General features: G+C 30.8%; 17 protein-coding genes. 5 read left to right on the plus strand and 12 right to left on the minus strand.

Going from position 1 to position 16,298, the window contains the following annotated elements:
- Window positions 1-313: 313 nt before the first annotated feature.
- From HMPREF2897_RS09675 to HMPREF2897_RS09695, 5 genes are all read right to left on the minus strand, one after another.
- Window positions 314-850, minus strand: coding sequence for a GNAT family N-acetyltransferase (locus tag HMPREF2897_RS09675; protein ID WP_058703029.1), 537 nt, complete (start codon window positions 848-850; stop codon window positions 314-316).
- 442 nt (window positions 851-1,292) lie between these two features.
- Window positions 1,293-2,114 carry a formate/nitrite transporter family protein gene (locus tag HMPREF2897_RS09680; RefSeq protein WP_058703030.1) on the minus strand — a complete coding sequence of 274 codons (822 nt, stop codon included), beginning with the start codon at window positions 2,112-2,114 and terminating at the stop codon, window positions 1,293-1,295.
- A 234-nt stretch (window positions 2,115-2,348) separates the two neighbouring features.
- Window positions 2,349-2,819 (minus strand): SRPBCC family protein, encoded by a 471-nt coding sequence (locus HMPREF2897_RS09685; RefSeq protein WP_002490658.1) that lies wholly within the window; start codon window positions 2,817-2,819, stop codon window positions 2,349-2,351.
- A 278-nt stretch (window positions 2,820-3,097) separates the two neighbouring features.
- Window positions 3,098-3,694: a DsbA family protein gene (locus HMPREF2897_RS09690; RefSeq protein ID WP_070593077.1), complete on the minus strand. Its 597-nt coding sequence runs from the start codon at window positions 3,692-3,694 to the stop codon at window positions 3,098-3,100.
- A gap of 23 nt (window positions 3,695-3,717) precedes the next feature.
- Window positions 3,718-4,080: a DUF4467 domain-containing protein gene (locus HMPREF2897_RS09695; RefSeq protein ID WP_002447187.1), complete on the minus strand. Its 363-nt coding sequence runs from the start codon at window positions 4,078-4,080 to the stop codon at window positions 3,718-3,720.
- Window positions 4,081-4,440: 360 nt separating this feature from the next.
- Here HMPREF2897_RS09695 and HMPREF2897_RS09700 point away from each other — a divergent pair, with 360 nt between their 5' ends.
- On the plus strand, window positions 4,441-5,688 hold the full coding sequence (locus HMPREF2897_RS09700) for an aminoacyltransferase (protein WP_002447186.1): 1,248 nt from the start codon (window positions 4,441-4,443) through the stop codon (window positions 5,686-5,688).
- 170 nt (window positions 5,689-5,858) lie between these two features.
- Here HMPREF2897_RS09700 and HMPREF2897_RS09705 read toward each other — a convergent pair whose 3' ends face one another.
- From HMPREF2897_RS09705 to HMPREF2897_RS09715, 3 genes are read right to left on the minus strand one after another with little or no spacing between them, the layout of a single operon-like run.
- Window positions 5,859-6,590, minus strand: coding sequence for an amino acid ABC transporter ATP-binding protein (locus HMPREF2897_RS09705; RefSeq protein WP_002468189.1), 732 nt, complete (start codon window positions 6,588-6,590; stop codon window positions 5,859-5,861).
- Entirely contained in the window at window positions 6,587-7,306 is a 720-nt protein-coding gene (locus HMPREF2897_RS09710) for an amino acid ABC transporter permease (protein WP_002468258.1), read from the minus strand. Before HMPREF2897_RS09710 ends, HMPREF2897_RS09705 begins: the two co-directional genes overlap by 4 nt.
- The gene (locus HMPREF2897_RS09715) at window positions 7,287-8,075 is read right to left on the minus strand and encodes a transporter substrate-binding domain-containing protein (RefSeq protein WP_001831492.1); all 789 of its coding nucleotides are present in this window, start codon (window positions 8,073-8,075) and stop codon (window positions 7,287-7,289) included. The genes HMPREF2897_RS09710 and HMPREF2897_RS09715 overlap by 20 nt, the downstream gene beginning before the upstream one ends.
- A 214-nt stretch (window positions 8,076-8,289) precedes the next feature.
- On the opposite strand from HMPREF2897_RS09715, the gene HMPREF2897_RS12575 reads away from it, so the two are divergent.
- Complete coding sequence (locus HMPREF2897_RS12575) at window positions 8,290-8,394, plus strand: putative metal homeostasis protein (RefSeq protein WP_002438284.1); 105 nt, start codon at window positions 8,290-8,292, stop codon at window positions 8,392-8,394.
- A gap of 185 nt (window positions 8,395-8,579) precedes the next feature.
- Here the strand turns inward: HMPREF2897_RS12575 and HMPREF2897_RS09720 are convergent, their stop codons facing one another.
- The 4 genes from HMPREF2897_RS09720 to HMPREF2897_RS09735 form a co-directional block, all read right to left on the minus strand.
- Complete coding sequence (locus tag HMPREF2897_RS09720; protein WP_001831569.1) at window positions 8,580-9,266, minus strand: 2,3-diphosphoglycerate-dependent phosphoglycerate mutase; 687 nt, start codon at window positions 9,264-9,266, stop codon at window positions 8,580-8,582.
- 275 nt (window positions 9,267-9,541) lie between these two features.
- A complete protein-coding gene (locus tag HMPREF2897_RS09725; RefSeq protein ID WP_002456052.1) occupies window positions 9,542-10,423 on the minus strand; it encodes a cation diffusion facilitator family transporter in 882 nt (293 codons plus the stop codon).
- A gap of 290 nt (window positions 10,424-10,713) precedes the next feature.
- Window positions 10,714-11,100, minus strand: coding sequence for a GtrA family protein (locus HMPREF2897_RS09730; protein ID WP_002470207.1), 387 nt, complete (start codon window positions 11,098-11,100; stop codon window positions 10,714-10,716).
- A 20-nt stretch (window positions 11,101-11,120) separates the two neighbouring features.
- Window positions 11,121-12,593, minus strand: a complete 1,473-nt coding sequence (locus tag HMPREF2897_RS09735) for a hypothetical protein (protein WP_002470204.1) — start codon at window positions 12,591-12,593, stop codon at window positions 11,121-11,123.
- Window positions 12,594-12,876: 283 nt separating this feature from the next.
- On the opposite strand from HMPREF2897_RS09735, the gene HMPREF2897_RS09740 reads away from it, so the two are divergent.
- The 3 genes from HMPREF2897_RS09740 (at window position 12,877) to HMPREF2897_RS09750 (ending at window position 16,217) form a co-directional block, all read left to right on the plus strand.
- Entirely contained in the window at window positions 12,877-14,028 is a 1,152-nt protein-coding gene (locus HMPREF2897_RS09740) for a glycerate kinase (protein WP_002470186.1), read from the plus strand.
- A gap of 30 nt (window positions 14,029-14,058) precedes the next feature.
- Entirely contained in the window at window positions 14,059-14,760 is a 702-nt protein-coding gene (locus HMPREF2897_RS09745) for a membrane protein (protein ID WP_001831448.1), read from the plus strand.
- Window positions 14,761-15,017: 257 nt separating this feature from the next.
- Entirely contained in the window at window positions 15,018-16,217 is a 1,200-nt protein-coding gene (locus HMPREF2897_RS09750; protein WP_046044597.1) for a putative multidrug effflux MFS transporter TcaB, read from the plus strand.
- Window positions 16,218-16,298: the final 81 nt, after the last annotated feature.

Raw genomic sequence — 16,298 nt, forward strand, 5'->3', positions numbered from 1 at the left:
AAACGAGACTTTAAATTAATATGAATGTGATGATGGTTCAGAATGTCCTCTAAAACAACAATGTATGAACTTCAAATCAAAATCAAATAAAAAAATAATAAAAAAAAGACAATTTCTATATTATTTCAATAGAAATTGTCTTTTTTTATTTATCTTGGAACTTTATGTTCCAGCCTCTTTTTGTTAGTCAAATAACTTTATGCCCCAAACTCTATAGATTGTTATCAAGTATTGTACAAATTATACAATTAGGGTCACTAAGACATTAGAATTCTATTTCATTAAGTTATCATTCTAGAACACAAAAATATTTCTAAAATGGCGGTCGGCCCAAAATGTCCTCATTAAATTGTTCTGGTATTAAAATTTTACGCATTATGACTCCTAAATCACCATCATCATTTTCATGTTTAGCGTATATTTCATAACCCCGCTTTTCATAAATGTTTAATAACCAAGGGTGCAAACGTGCTGATGTTCCTAAGGTTACCGCAGCAGCTTTTAAAGTATCGCGTATAAAGGTCTCCTCTACATATTTTAAAAGTTGACTACCATACCCTTGTCCATCATATGTTGGTCGTGTTGCAAACCACCAAACGAACGGATAACCTGAAATGGGTTTTACACTACTCCATGAATAACAGACCGTAATCGTTGAAATAATTTCTTTTTCATTTTCAAGTACAAATGTAGTATTTTGTCTTAAATTATCCCTAACCATTTCAAGATCAGCGTGAACTGATGGCCAATCAATACCAAGTTCTCTTAAAGGGGTAAAAGCAACTTGCATGATGCTATGTAATTCTTCAGCATCTTGTTCATGTGCCACCCTAATATTAATATTCGACATATTTTTCACTCCTTAAGTACTGAACATCCACATGAACAATAGATTAAATTTTTTATAAGTGCGCGTCAATAAATGTTTATTATCATTTTTATAAAGTGTCAAGATTCTATTACTGATAAAAAAACCTGGAATATCTGTAAATATCCCAGTTTTATAAACGTATAGAAGCATAAGACAGAATTCTAAATATAATAACTTTATTTTTTAAAATCTAAAATAGATTTCGAGTTTGAAGTAGGGCAACGTAACTACAGAACTAAAGCCTCACTCATCTTCTCTATTTCGAGATTTCATCTCTTTAATCTATATATCACTTCAATGATGCAATGATACTTTATAATTTAAACACTTTCAACATGAAGCAAGACATCCATTTCTATCACACTTGAAGATGTCAATATGATAAAGACTAGTGATTAAATCTCAATTACTTAATAGTCCCCTATGGTTGAAGACTGTCACGTTTACCGTTCAAATATGCATACATTAATCCAATAAAAATGCCTCCACCGATATAGTTTCCAAGGAATGCAAAAACAATATTTTTCAGCACACCCAACCAAGATAATCCATCCATATTAAAGAACATCATACCTGCATATAATCCAGCATTAAAAACAACGTGTTCATAACCCATAAATACAAAGACTATCACTCCACAAGCTATAAAGAATGCTTTGGCTAATCCTTCTTTAAACTGCATTGAAATAAAAATACCGATATTAATAAAGAAATTACAAAAAATACCTTTAATCAAAATGTTTAACCAAGTCGATTCTACTGTTTTTTTATGTACTAATGCTGTTAAGCTATCTGTCATTTCTGGCGTCATAACATGTGCATATTTCATTAGGAAAAATAAAATAAATCCACCTAAGATATTACCTATAAAACAGAAAATAAAAATCCATATCATTTTACTTACACTAATTGCTCTATAATACCAACCAACAGTCAGATACATAAAATTACTTGTTAATAATTCAGAGTTGGTTAACACAACTAATACGAGACCTAAACTAAACGCAATAGCTCCCATCAGATTGATTAAACCGTCGTTATGCGTTGAAGCGAATTGTGTTTTAATTGCTAACATAAAAACTGTAACGATTGATAATAGAAACCCAGCCATGATTGCTTTCAACGTATATCTCATGGGTGTTTGTTTTGCCATCACTTGTTTGATTTGTGCCTGACCAACGATATTCTGAATAATAGATTTTGTTGCATAAGTATCTTCAATACTTTTGTTGTTCTTGAACATGTCTTCTCATCCTATCCACATTGTTATTTTCACACTTATTATATAAGTAAGAATGACATATGTGTATATTAAATTTTATTTATAGGATATAGAAATTTTAAAAAAAGTTTATATACATAGCATTTTCAATAATTAAACAATATAACTGAAAACTTTATGACATTTCATCAAAGTGTAACGATTTACTCAAATTTTTTCACGTTTCTTTGGTTAGGTATACGATCGAGATGTATGTCACTTTTGATTTAGTAATTTCTCTAACTGATTAAGAGTTGAATTCATACCTTGTTCTACACCCATATCTATCGCTTGCTGGGCAGCACCTTCAGTTGGAAAAGTCGATGTCGATGTTACAGTAGTCTTTCCTTTTACTTCTTCAAAATTCAAAGTAATATGCATACCAGGCATACTTGTGTCTTTTTCCCCTTTTGAGTTAGCAAAATAGTCTAAATACTCTATATAATATGGTGCATCCACTTGCAGATATTCAGCAATAGTATAACTTGTCATCTGAGGCGCTTGAATAGCATAAAAAGCGCTTCCACCTTTCGTAGCATTAAAATTATAAACTGTGACAGATGCGTCTTGAGGATGAAACCATTGTTCAAATAGTTCCCGCTTTGTATAAGCATCAAATACCTTATTAATTGGTGCACTAAAAGTTCTAGTAAAAATAATCTTATTTTTCTTTTTTTCTATCGTCATATATGTACCTCACATTTTAAAAAATCAATTGCCTCTATATTAACAAAAATAATACGCTTAAGATAATTTCATTAATTCTAAAATATCGAAGAAAATTCAGGAAAACATCACGCTTAATTTGTAGTTCTTGTTGCTAAAAACAAATTAAATATGATTAATACACGCCCGTTTTTGATTAGCAAGCGACTGTCAAAATTAAAAAACACCCGAGACAATGATTAGTCTCAGGCATTTTAAATAAATAAAGATTAATATATTAACTAATATTACAGATACTTTCACTTTTCGTTTTCTAGCAACATCTCGTAGCTAGAAAAGTCATATGGATCTTCAACCTTGGTATCATTAACAAACGCTGTAGGTGTTTGCTTGATGTGATTTTTTTTCGCAATTTGTTGATCTTCCTTGGCTTTTTTCCACGAGATGGAACCTTTAGTTTTATAATCAGTCTTTATTTTTTTCTTTGTGTCATCACTGATACTTAATTCATCAATTTGCTTATCAACAAGACGTGTTGTAATCCATTGCTTATGCTCATCTTTTTGTTGATTAAACATTAACTTCTGAAATTCAAGTGACTTCTTGGGAGCATAATGATTTACCGCATGCTGCGCTCTTGAACCTACAATTGAATCTTTTCCTAAGAATGCCAAATTCACATATTGATATTTAATTTTGTTTGTATCAATATACTTCTTCTTAAGCTTTGGCATTACGCGATCTTCTGTTTTTTTACAATAAGGGCACTTATAATCACCGTATATTACCACTACAGGTTTGCTATTATTAGAATGCTTTGGAGAGTCCATTGGACCTGAGCAACTGTATAGCAAAACCATACATAAAATCATCAATAATACGATTAATTTTTTCATCGTTTCTCCTTTTCCTAAAACGATTAATACATATTCTCTTCTTTGTAGTCAGGCTCATGAGATTGGTAGTATGCTTTTGCATTAAAGTCTTTATTATAATATGCTTTTTTATCTTTAAATTCATAAGTATAGTAACGCGCTTCAGCATCATCACTAAGTGGTTTATACTCCAATACAACATATTTTCCTTTGTCAAACACATAAATATTGGCATCTTTTTTATCAAAATGTTTAACTTCATCACCTGAATCGTTTTTGGCAATTTTTTGTTGCTTTTTCTCTTGTAGTTTAACCGCTTTATCTATTTTGTCTGCGTACTCGTGGCTCATGCAACCTGCTAATAATAAAGTTAGTACACTAACCCCGACTAATAACTTCCTCAACATACTCACTCCTACTCACGCTATCTATATCTATGTCATAGAACTTCAAGTTAATCTCTTTTTACACTTAACATATCAAACAATGTCAATATATCTTTAGCTCTACGTTTACAATTAGCATGTTATTTAATCTAAGCAATTCTTTCAACTTAAATTTTATCACATTCTCTTTAAAGGTACGATCTTCATTAACTTATTTTTTTATACCTCTTACTTTTTAAATCTATTCTCTTTTAAATAAAACGGCCTCATACGAAAGTATGACACAATTTTTTATGTTATGATGTGTAAGGATGTTTAGGGTTTGGTAATATATATCATGACGATAAAACATGGAAATTGACTTAGAGGTGAAGAAATATAATGAAATTTGTAAATTTAACTTCTGAAGAATTCGAGCAATTTACTTCAGAAAATTTCTCGCATTACACACAATCCAGTATACATTATAATAATAGATCGAAAACAAAAGGTGACGTACATTTAGTAGGAGTTAAAGATGATCAAGAAGATGTCATTGCTGCGTGCTTATTAACAGAGGCACGTTCTCTAAAATTCTTTAAGTATTTCTACACACATAGAGGACCAGTCATGGACTTTAACAATTTAGTTTTAGTTCGCTTCTTTTTTAAATCACTTACTGCTTATTTAAAAAAACACAATTGTTTATATGTACTCGTTGACCCTTATGTATTAGAAAATTTACGTCAACCTAATGGAGAAATCATTGAATCCTTTGATAATCGCGCATTGATTAAAACAATGGAAGAATTAGGCTATAAACACCAAGGATACACTGTAGGTTATGATACAATGAGCCAAATCCGCTGGTTATCAGTACTTAACCTTAAAGATAAATCTGAAGATCAATTATTAAAAGAAATGGATTACCAAACACGTCGAAATATTAAAAAGACTTATGAAATGGGTGTTAAAGTTAAAACATTACCCATTGAAGAAACAGATACATTTTTTGAATTATTCAAAATGGCTGAAGAAAAACATGGCTTTAAATTCCGTGAAGAGCCTTATTTTGTTGAGATGCAAAAAACGTATGAAGATCATGCTATGTTAAAACTTGCTTACATCGATTTACAAGATTATTTAGATACGTTGCAAACTAAACATCAAAACCTTAATCAACAACTAAAAGATGTTGAAAAAACATTAGAAGAAAATCCAAATTCTAAGAAAAATAAAACGAAACATACACAAGTCAAGCAACAATTCGATAGTAATGCGCGTAAAATCAGACAAACTAAAGAGAAAATAGCAGAAGAAGGTCAAGTTCTTCATCTTGCTGCAGCATTATATATATATAATGATCACGAAGTGTATTACTTATCAAGTGGCTCTAACCCTAAATATAATGCTTATATGGGAGCATATCGATTACAATGGGATATGATTCAATTTGCAAAAGAACATAATATCGATAGATATAATTTCTATGGTGTTACCGGAGACTTTAGTGAAAATGCTGAAGATGCTGGCGTTCAAAAATTTAAAGAAGGATTTAACGCTAAAATTTATGAATATATTGGTGATTTTATTAAACCAATTAAACCACTTTTTTATAAAGTTAAACAAGAGTTAGAAAACCGTAGATAATTATTAATTAGCAAATAGGAATCGAATTCTAATCAATTCGATTCCTCCAACCTAGATAAAAAACTAAATATCAATGCACACGAGTTTAAGTCATTGACTTTCTATACATTCAAAGGAGCCTGAGACATTGCAATTAATGTCTCAGGCTCCATTTCTATAATATTACTATTCTATTTTTCATTAATCACATTTAAAAATCGCTGAAGCTCTTCTGTTTTGGGGTGATTAAATATATCTTCAGGCGTACCTTGTTCTGCAATGACGCCCTCATGAATAAAAGCAATTTGATTGGAAACTTCTTTGGCAAAACGCATCTCGTGAGTCACAATGACCATTGTCATCCCTTCGTCAGCCAATTCTTTAATGACTTTTAATACATCATTGACCAATTCAGGATCAAGTGCAGATGTTGGCTCATCAAATAACATCACTTTAGGATTCATAGCTAATGCACGTGCAATTGCGACACGTTGTTGTTGCCCTCCTGATAAAGCATGTGGCCGTTGATCTTTAACATGTACCAATCCAACCTTAGCCAATAAATTCATTGCTTCTTCATTAGCCGTTGCTTTATTCATCTTTTTAACTGTTATAAGACCTTCCATAACGTTTTCTAATGCAGATTTATGTGGAAATAAATTATAATTTTGAAAAACCATTCCTGATTGTTGTCTTACTTTAATTTGAGATTTCTTATCTTTAGTGTTATATGTCATGCCATTAACATACACTGTACCTTCAGTAGGTATCTCTAAAGCATTAATCATTCTAAGTAAAGTTGTTTTACCTGAACCTGAACGTCCAATTAGTGTCACAACTTCACCTTGATTAATTTTCAAATCAATACCTTTAATCACTTCAGTTTCATTAAAAGACTTATGGATATGAGACAATTCAATCATGAGCGATACCCTCTTTCAATGCGTGATTCATACCATCCTTGGATAATTGAGATGATAAAACATACGACCCAATACATTAAAGCTACTAACAAATAAATAGTTAGATACTCATACGTTGTCGAAGCAACTTCTTGTGCCTTTCTAAACATCTCTGCAACAAGAATAAATCCAAGTAATGATGTATCTTTAATTAAACTTAAAAATGTGTTTCCTAGTGCTGGTATAGATACACGAATAGCTTGTGGTAAGATAATACGTTGCACAGTTTGTCTATAGTTCATACCTATAGAATAAGCCGCTTCTGTTTGTCCTTTAGGAATAGACAATATACCTCCTCGTATAATTTCAGAAGCATAAGCACCAACATTTAAAGATAAACCAATGACTGCAGCAATAACAGGTGCAAGTGTCCATTGATTATCAGCATTGTTAGTTACCAATCTTCCAAGCTCCGGTATACCATAAAAAATAATAAATAACTGTACAATCATAGGTGTACCACGAATAATTGATACATAGACACGCGCAATACCTCTAAGCAATTTACTGGTTGATATACGCATAAGTGCAGTAAACAATGCAATGATTAAACCTAGAATGAAAGTGACCAAAGTAATAGGGATTGAGTATTTCACCAATCCCTCTAACATTGGACCAAATGCTTGTTTGGCTGCATCTAATGCATGTTGTTGTTCATTATTCAGGTTTAGAAACATCTTGACCAAACCATTTCTTACCAATTTTAGCTAATTCACCATTATCTCTAATTTTTTCTAAGCCTTTATTAAATTTCTCAATCGTTTTTTCATCAACCTTCTTAGAGAATGCAAATGCTGATTTATTTTGCTCTGCATGTCCTTTGATTGCTTTAATTTTAGCATTAGGCTTTTGTTTTCTGTAATCTAAGTAAGATAAACTGTCGTTAAATGTACCATCTACACGTTTAGATAATAGTAAGTCCATTGATTGATTAAATCCATCTACCTTAGTAACGTCCGCACCCTTATCTTTAGCCAATTGACCATAATTAGACGTAAACGTTTGTGCTAACTTTTTACCTTTTACATCATTGAATGATGTAATATCTTTTTCATTTTCACGAACAACAAGTACAGCACTTGAATATGTGTAAGGTTCAGAGAATTTATATTTTTTCTCTCTATCTTTATTCACACCCACTTGATTTGCAATAACATCAAAACGACCAGCATCTAATCCTGCAAACATTGAATCCCATGACGTTTCATTAAACTTAAGTTTAAGATTTTCTTCTTTTGCAACTGCTTTAATCACATCAATATCATAACCTGTTAATTGATCTTTTTTATTATGGTAAGTAAAGGGCGCATATGTACCTTCCGTACCAACTCTTAACGTATCCTTGTCTTTACTGCTTGATTGATTATCTTTATTGTTAGATGAATTGTTGCCACAGGCTGCTAAAACAAAAACAAGTGCAACAATGCAAAGTAAAAGTCTTTTCATTTAATCAAACCCCTTATTCTTATTATTCTAATCGGAATAAAAATATTTTATCCCGTTATTACATAATAGTCAATAAAGAGTTACTTGCTAACAAGTGTTCAGAAAGTTCAAACTCTATTAACTATTATTTTAAACGATTTACAAATCGTAATAATTACTATTTACAAATAACTTAATTTCTTTCATAATAGTGTTATACAAGGAGGAAGATAAAATGAAACAGAATTTACAAACAGCAAGACGCAACCTCAATAGTCCTAACATCAAAACACGAAAACGTGCTTTAAAAATAATAAAACAGCATCAACGTTCGAAATAAATGTAACATTCGTCAATTATTTTAATTTAATTCGCTCAATAACTTAGGTTTCATAAATTTATCTATAATTTAATTGTTTTAAATATCACTTCACGCAAAAAACAAGCCATTCAATGAAATCAATACTGACCATTGAATGGTTTATTTATTATGATATGAAAATGTTTTAAACTATATACATCTTGTTATAAATAATATTTATCCTTAACAACTAAATCATCTGTGAGTTCATATACTAGCGGTGCACCCGTTTTAATTTCATATCCGACGATATCTTCTTCTGATAAACCTTCCAAATACTTAATTAATGCGCGAATGGAATTTCCGTGGGCCGAAACAAGTACAGTTTTATCATCTAATAGGTGTTGTGAAATATGATCAGTCCAGAACGGAACAACTCGTTCTAATGTATCTTTCAAACTTTCACAATAAGGCATCATACGGTGATCAATATGTTGATAACGACGATTTTTTAAATATGCTTCTCGTTGTTCTTCACTTTCTCTAGGCGGACGTACATCATATGAGCGTCTCCATTGATGCACCTGATCTTCCCCCCATTTTTTTCTCGCATCATCTTTATTTAAACCTTGTAAACCACCATAATGTCGTTCATTTAAACGCCAACTTTTATAAACAGGAATCCACTGTTGGTCAGAACCTGCTAAAATATATTGTGTTGTTTCTAAAGCTCTAGTGAGTAAAGAGGTAAACGCAATATCAATTTCAATTTGATTGTCGTAAATTTTTTTACCTGCTGATTGCGCCTCTTCAATTCCTTGTTTTGATAGTTTGACATCGGCCCAACCTGTAAATAAATTTTTCGCATTCCATTCACTTTGTCCGTGCCGACATAGTATTAATTTTGGCATAAATAAAAACTTCCTTTCTATAATCTAAATTTAGTTACAATGAATTAACTACAAATCCATTTAAATATCAGTCAATGTAGTAATTCCATTAAAATAGTACAAGTAATAAATTGTTTCTTTTTTCTCTCTCCTTATTTTTATTATAGAACTATAATTCTTAATTTCTCAAATGATAATATGGCTATTTTAGTAATTTCCCGGTAATGATTCTGGTTTAAAATAAAAAAAGTCAACCACTACCTTATGGTCAGGTAATGATTGACTTCTTATATATTTTATTTTACTTCGTCTTTTGTAGTATAGGGTTCTGGATGTACATATACAGACGAAATTCCTTTATTATGCAAATGAATTTCAACTTTATCACAAATCTGATGTGCTTCATAAAGTGAAAGATAAGGATCTACTACAATGGTCACATCAATAAAGATACTACTTCCATGATATCTACCTTTAATATTATTAACATCAATTACATCTTCAACTTCTAATATGTCTAGTCTGTATTCTTCTAAATCTTGTTCATTGAAACCATCACTTAGGGTGAAAATCGACTCTTTAAAAATTCCAAAACCTGTATACACGATTAATAAACCTAAAATATTTGCCAATATAATATCGATAATTGGAAATCCAATTTGTGTGAACATTAGACCAATGGCAGTGCCAATACTGACTAAACTATCAGATAAATTATCTTTAGCTGCTGATTTTAATGAGCTACTTTTCGTTCTTTTAGATAATCGATAATTAATAGCAAAGACACATAACATCACAAGTCCACTGATCATACTTATAATAATAGTAATAAAGTTAGGAATATGTGAATCATGTGTAAATAATCTCGGAAAGTTTTCTATAATAACTTGTATTCCCACAAACATGATAATGAATGATACTAGCAATGTGGAAATATTTTCAGATTTTAAGTGCCCATATGGGTGGTTTTGATCAGCAGGTTTAATAGAGATTTTAAGTCCGACGATAACTGCTACTGAAACTAAAATGTCTGTCATGTTATTTAAAGCATCCGCTCTAACTGCCGCCGAATCATAAACATATCCAGTCATATATTTCGCAATAGAAAGTATAATATAGATGACTAAACTAAGAAATGCACCTCGTTGCGCTAACTTCAAATTTTCATTTTGAGTCACCTTCACTTACCACCTTTATTTTTTGCTAATATTAGTATGAATTATCAGTTCCACAATGACAACGTTTTTTTATTTCTACATTTTTTATATTTCTCATCTAATTATTTCATTAGATATGCCTAAAAAAATACTTTCCTTCACTTCATTATTTATTTATTTAAAAATAAGCCTTGTACATATATGAATATGTAAAGACTTATATACATTAAATTTTTCTAAATACGAATTGGTAAATATTTGAAAAAGAAATTCAATTCATCTTAAAGGAAAAAATAGTGCTTATGATTACGTTAAACTTTATCTCTAAGTAACCACTTAGAAAGTATGAATGTCACTGGGATTGTAATGATTAGACCCGCAAAAGGTGCAATTTCTGAAGCGATATTCAACCACTTTACGAATATATATAATAATAACGTTTGCATTACCATATTAACTATCTGAGTGATAGGAAATCTTAAAAACTTTTCTATTGTAGGTTTTACTTTATATACAAAATAACAATTTAAATAATATGAAATAATAAAACTTACAATAAATCCAACAATGTGACTAACCATATAATTCACATGTAACACCTTTAACAAAAATAAGTATGTTATATAGTAGTTAAAGGTATTAATTCCACCAACTATGATAAACTTTATAATCTCATAATGTATTCGGGTTAACTTCATAATATTTCCCCTTTGAACAGTTATTGTTTTGTACCATATGGGACTACTTTAAATGTGATGTCTTTGGGCAAATCATAATAGTGTTTGAAATCTTGAAGTTGTTCCTTCGACTTTGGTGTAGTCATATGAGTATATCGCTCAAATGGTAATCTTTCCAATGTTATTTTCTGATAGCGATGATGTTGTGTTATTTGTTCTTTAATGAAGTCTATTCTGTGCACACTACTAATATGTATAAAAGTAAATCCAATCATCATAATGATGCTGATGATAATCGCAAATATTTTAATTATATGTTCAAGTTGTTTAAATAGCACATCACATTGCTGAATTAAACAAAGTAATATCACGATCCATAAAGTATAAATAAAATAAAAATTTCTATAACTTATAGGCGTCACAAATAAAAGTGGCAAAACAGATGAAGCCATAGCTATAAAACTCCCCATCACAATCATTCTTATGTATCTTTGCTGTATCATTTTAAACACAACGTATATCACACTTATCATGTAAATGAAGCAAATCGTTGTATTCAAAACGGCTATAGAAAATGAAGCTTTATATAATTCAAAATGAAATTGATTGTAAACGAAGATCTTATAAATAGGTAAAGTAATTAAACCTAAGAGTAGTGGTATTTTAATATAAACTCTCATATGCTTCAGGCTTTTATTTTGCTTAAGTAAAACTATACTTACTATTGATATCACGGTAAGAATAATCATTTGATTAATAAACATATATTCTGGTACAAGCTTAAATAACGTCACACCTGCTTTATGTATCATTCCATGACTATCGGAAATTGAATAATGCGTATTTAATCCATCCTTAATTAAAAAATAATTGAAGTTTAAAAACATTATAATGTTACCTATACAACTAAGCATAAATCCTACAATTAAGAAATAACTGAGTCTTTTTTTAACAAAGAAATAGACTACCATTCCTATTAAAATAATTAAGCTATTAGCGATGGAAAGATTCTCCAAGAAGAATTGTCCAAACAAACTTACTAATAAAAATACCCATAATTGCATTTCAGAAACTGTATCGTGCGACTCAATCATTTTAACTACAGTAAAAAGAATAAAAAGTGATAGGACTGTAGCAGGTATATAACTAAAAAATCCAGTAAACCACCCGTAAGTTTCGCTATAAATTGTATTAGGTACAGTAACCATTAACACAAAACTCAAAATAAAATAAAAACGATTCGTATGTAATTGAACCATATAAGCAACTAAATAGATAACTAAAAACGAAGTTATCGCATATATTAAAGCTCTTATTATGATATTATGTACGGCAACCCATTCAAATAAATGTCCTAAATAACGACCATTTTCTTGAGTCAAATATTGACTTAGATTAACTTTATATGCATGCCAATCCGTAGTTGATAATGGTGTTAGAATTGCCATTATAAGATAAAAGATAAAAATTCCTATTAACCAAAAAAATGATTCATATTGTTTTAAGTAATTCATTGTTGACCTCTCTGTTCTTCATGATGTAATTCAAAACTAACATTTAAACGATTATCATGTTTATTCTCTTTTTATGTGATTCATTCAATTATCTACTGAAAATATATAGACATTTATTGAAGCTTTAATCATATTAATATATACATATTGCTCATCGTCAATTTTATATTCTTATTATTATACAATTCACGTATGATTTCCATTTTAATTATCAAGATTTCTTTAGTTTAATTTCATTTTTGGATAGAATAAATATAAACCAATTGTTTAGGAAGTGATATAAATGTCACCATATAAAGTTATCATTGCACCTGATTCTTTTAAAGAAAGTATGTCGGCAAAGGAAGCTGCTTTAGCTATTAAAGATGGATTCCAAGAGGTGTTCGATTCCAGTACTATATATGACATTATTCCTATGGCTGATGGTGGCGAGGGAACAACCGAAGTATTGAAAGAAGCCTTAAATGCTACCTCTTATTGCGTAGAAGTAAAAGATCCACTTAATAGAAATATCATGGCTAGTTATGCGAGAAGCGACGAACACCAAACAGCTATCATTGAAATGGCAGCTGCTTCAGGACTAGCATTATTGAGTAAAGATGAAAGAGATCCATCTATTACAACTTCGTACGGTACCGGCCAACTCATTAATGATGCACTTAATCACGATGTTAATAAAATTATTTTAGGAATAGGTGGAAGTGCCACGAATGATGGTGGTGTAGGAATGTTAAAGGCTTTAGGTGTCTCTTTTAAAGATAAAAACAATCAAGAGATTCGCGATGGAGGTTTAGCCCTATCTCAAATAGAATACATTGATATTACTCGTATAAACCCACGATTGAAAGATGTGAATATTAAAGTAGCCTGTGATGTAACTAATCCATTATTAGGAGACAATGGAGCAACAATAGTTTATGGTCCACAAAAAGGCGCTCAACAAAAGATGATACCAAAGTTGGATTCCGCATTACGTCACTATCATGATAAAATTGAAAGAGAATTAAATATGAATGTAAAAGATATCCCGGGCGCTGGTGCTGCAGGAGGCATGGGAACAGCGTTAATTGCGTTTCTAAACGCTGAATTACGTCCTGGAATTGATGTAGTTCTTGAAGAGACTCAATTTAAACAAAGAATAAAAGATGCGAATTTAGTTGTTACTGGCGAAGGTAAAATGGATAAACAAACAATCTATGGCAAAACACCCATTGGCGTAGCTAAAGTTGCAAAATCATATGATATACCCGTCATTGCTATTTGTGGTAGTTTAGGAAAAGATTACGAAGTAATTTATCACCACGGTATCGATAGCGTGTTTAGTATCATGGAACGTCCATGCCACCTTGACGAAGCTTTGAAAGAAGGCGCACTTCATGTTAAACATACAACAACAAATATCGCACGACTTTTACAATTAAAAATTGAAAACTGATTGAGCGTAATTATTAAATGAGGTGACAATATGAAAAGAACAGATAAATATAGAGATTCATACAAATATGATGACCAATATCAAAATCATCGTAAACGTTCAGAAGAAGATATGTATCGACAACATCAAGAGTCCCAACAGAGAGCAAATTCAAATCGTGCAACACAAAGTGAAAATGATAGAGAGTATGAAAATCATCCTGAACGTTATTACAATGGAAGAGACTATCGACGTGAGCAGCAATTGGAAGAAGAAAATGAAAAATCAAGCAAAACTAAAAAATGGCTGATTGCAATCATAGTTATTTTACTCATTATTGTAGCTATCTTTATCACGCGTGCAATTATCAATCATAATAATGATAAAGTAAGTAATGACCCTAACGTTTCACAAAACTATAAAAAAGAAGTTGAAAATCAAAACGACGACATTAATCGACAAGTTGATTCAGCCAAAAGCGATATAAAAAATAAAAAGGACACCCAATCCCAAATTGATAAACTACAAAATCAAATTGATCAATTAAAACAAAATGAAGAAACTAATGCGGATTCTAAATTCACAAAATTTTATCAAAACCAAATCGACAAACTGAAAAATGCAAATAACGCTCAACTTAATAACGAAAATCAAAGTAAAGTTAACAACATGCTTGAAGACATCAATACAAAATTTGATAGTATTAAAGCTAAACTAGAAAATATCTTGAATGGATCAAATTCAGGAAACTAAAGGCATGAGACTTCAAACTAAATATCTACAAAATCTTAAGAATCTGGGACATAGATACTTGTCTCGGGTTCTTTTTTATCAAAGACAGTCGGTGATTGAATGACGTTTATTTACCAATTTTTTCTTTGACCAATATTACGTTGACAAAACTATCAATGCTTATTGGATAATACTCTGCTTTTTTATTTGTGTATGCTGATTACTTTTTTATGTAAAACGTATATAATAGATGCTATAACTTTTCTAGGAGGATAATGATGATGACTACAAGTTCCAAACACTTATCTAAAATATTAATCGTTATACTTGGCGTTATGACTGCATTTGGTCCTTTGACTATTGATATGTACGGACCATCTTTACCTAAAGTTCAGCATGCGTTTGGTTCATCAATTTCAGAAATACAACTTACATTATCCTTTGCTATGATAGGTTTAGCTATTGGTCAATTTGTATTTGGGCCACTATCAGATGTATTAGGTCGTAAAAAAATGGCACTCATTTTATTGATTGGATATTTAATAGCCTCATTATTATCAGTGTTTACAGTTCATTTAACAATATTTTTAATTATCCGTTTAATTCAAGGTTTAGCAGGAGGTGGTGCAATCGTCATAGCCAAAGCTTCTATTGGAGATAATTATGACGGAGACGAATTAGCAAAATTTTTAACTTCTCTTATGGTCATAAATGGTATAATCACCATTATTGCTCCACTGTTAGGTGGCCTTGCTTTATCTATTGCAAGTTGGAGAATGATTTTTATATTTTTAACAATCATTGCCTTAATAGTCATCTTAGGCATCTTATTAAAGATGCCAGTTGGGCTCCATCAAGAACAATCTCAGTTAAAATTTAAAGCAATATTTAAAGATTTTGGTCTGTTATTAACAAGACCCACCTTCGTTATTCCGATGCTATTGCAAGGATTAACTTATGTCATGTTATTCAGTTATTCGTCAGCCGCACCTTTTATTTCACAAAAGATGTATCATATGACACCACTTCAATATAGTGCAATGTTTGCTATTAATGGAGTTGGTTTGATAGTCGTTAGTCAGATAACTGCTATTATAGTAGAAAAGATAAGCCGATATACGATGCTCATATATTTAACAATCATTCAAATGTTAGGTGTTGTAATTTTAATATTTACTTTAACATTACATCTTCCATTGTATGTTTTACTTATTGGCTTTTTTATTAATATTTGTCCAGTCACTTCTATAGCACCACTTTGTTTTTCTATGGCAATGGCTGAACGTACAGGCGGAAGTGGCAATGCTTCAAGTTTACTTGGCCTATTCCAATTTATTTTAGGAGGCCTCATTTCTCCTCTAGTTGGTTTGAACGGTCAGCATGATATGTCTCCGTATCTAATTATTATTAGTGCGACAGCTGTTTTACTTATTGCATTACAAATTATATATTTCAAATTATTTATGAAAAAAACATAGTTATTCGTAAATCAAAATATAGGAGTGAAATGACAATGTAGTATAATTAAGTGCCACTCCTATTTTCTATTTTAATAGTAC

It is taken from the genome of Staphylococcus sp. HMSC065D05 (assembly GCF_001813195.1).
GTDB lineage: Bacteria > Bacillota > Bacilli > Staphylococcales > Staphylococcaceae > Staphylococcus > Staphylococcus epidermidis.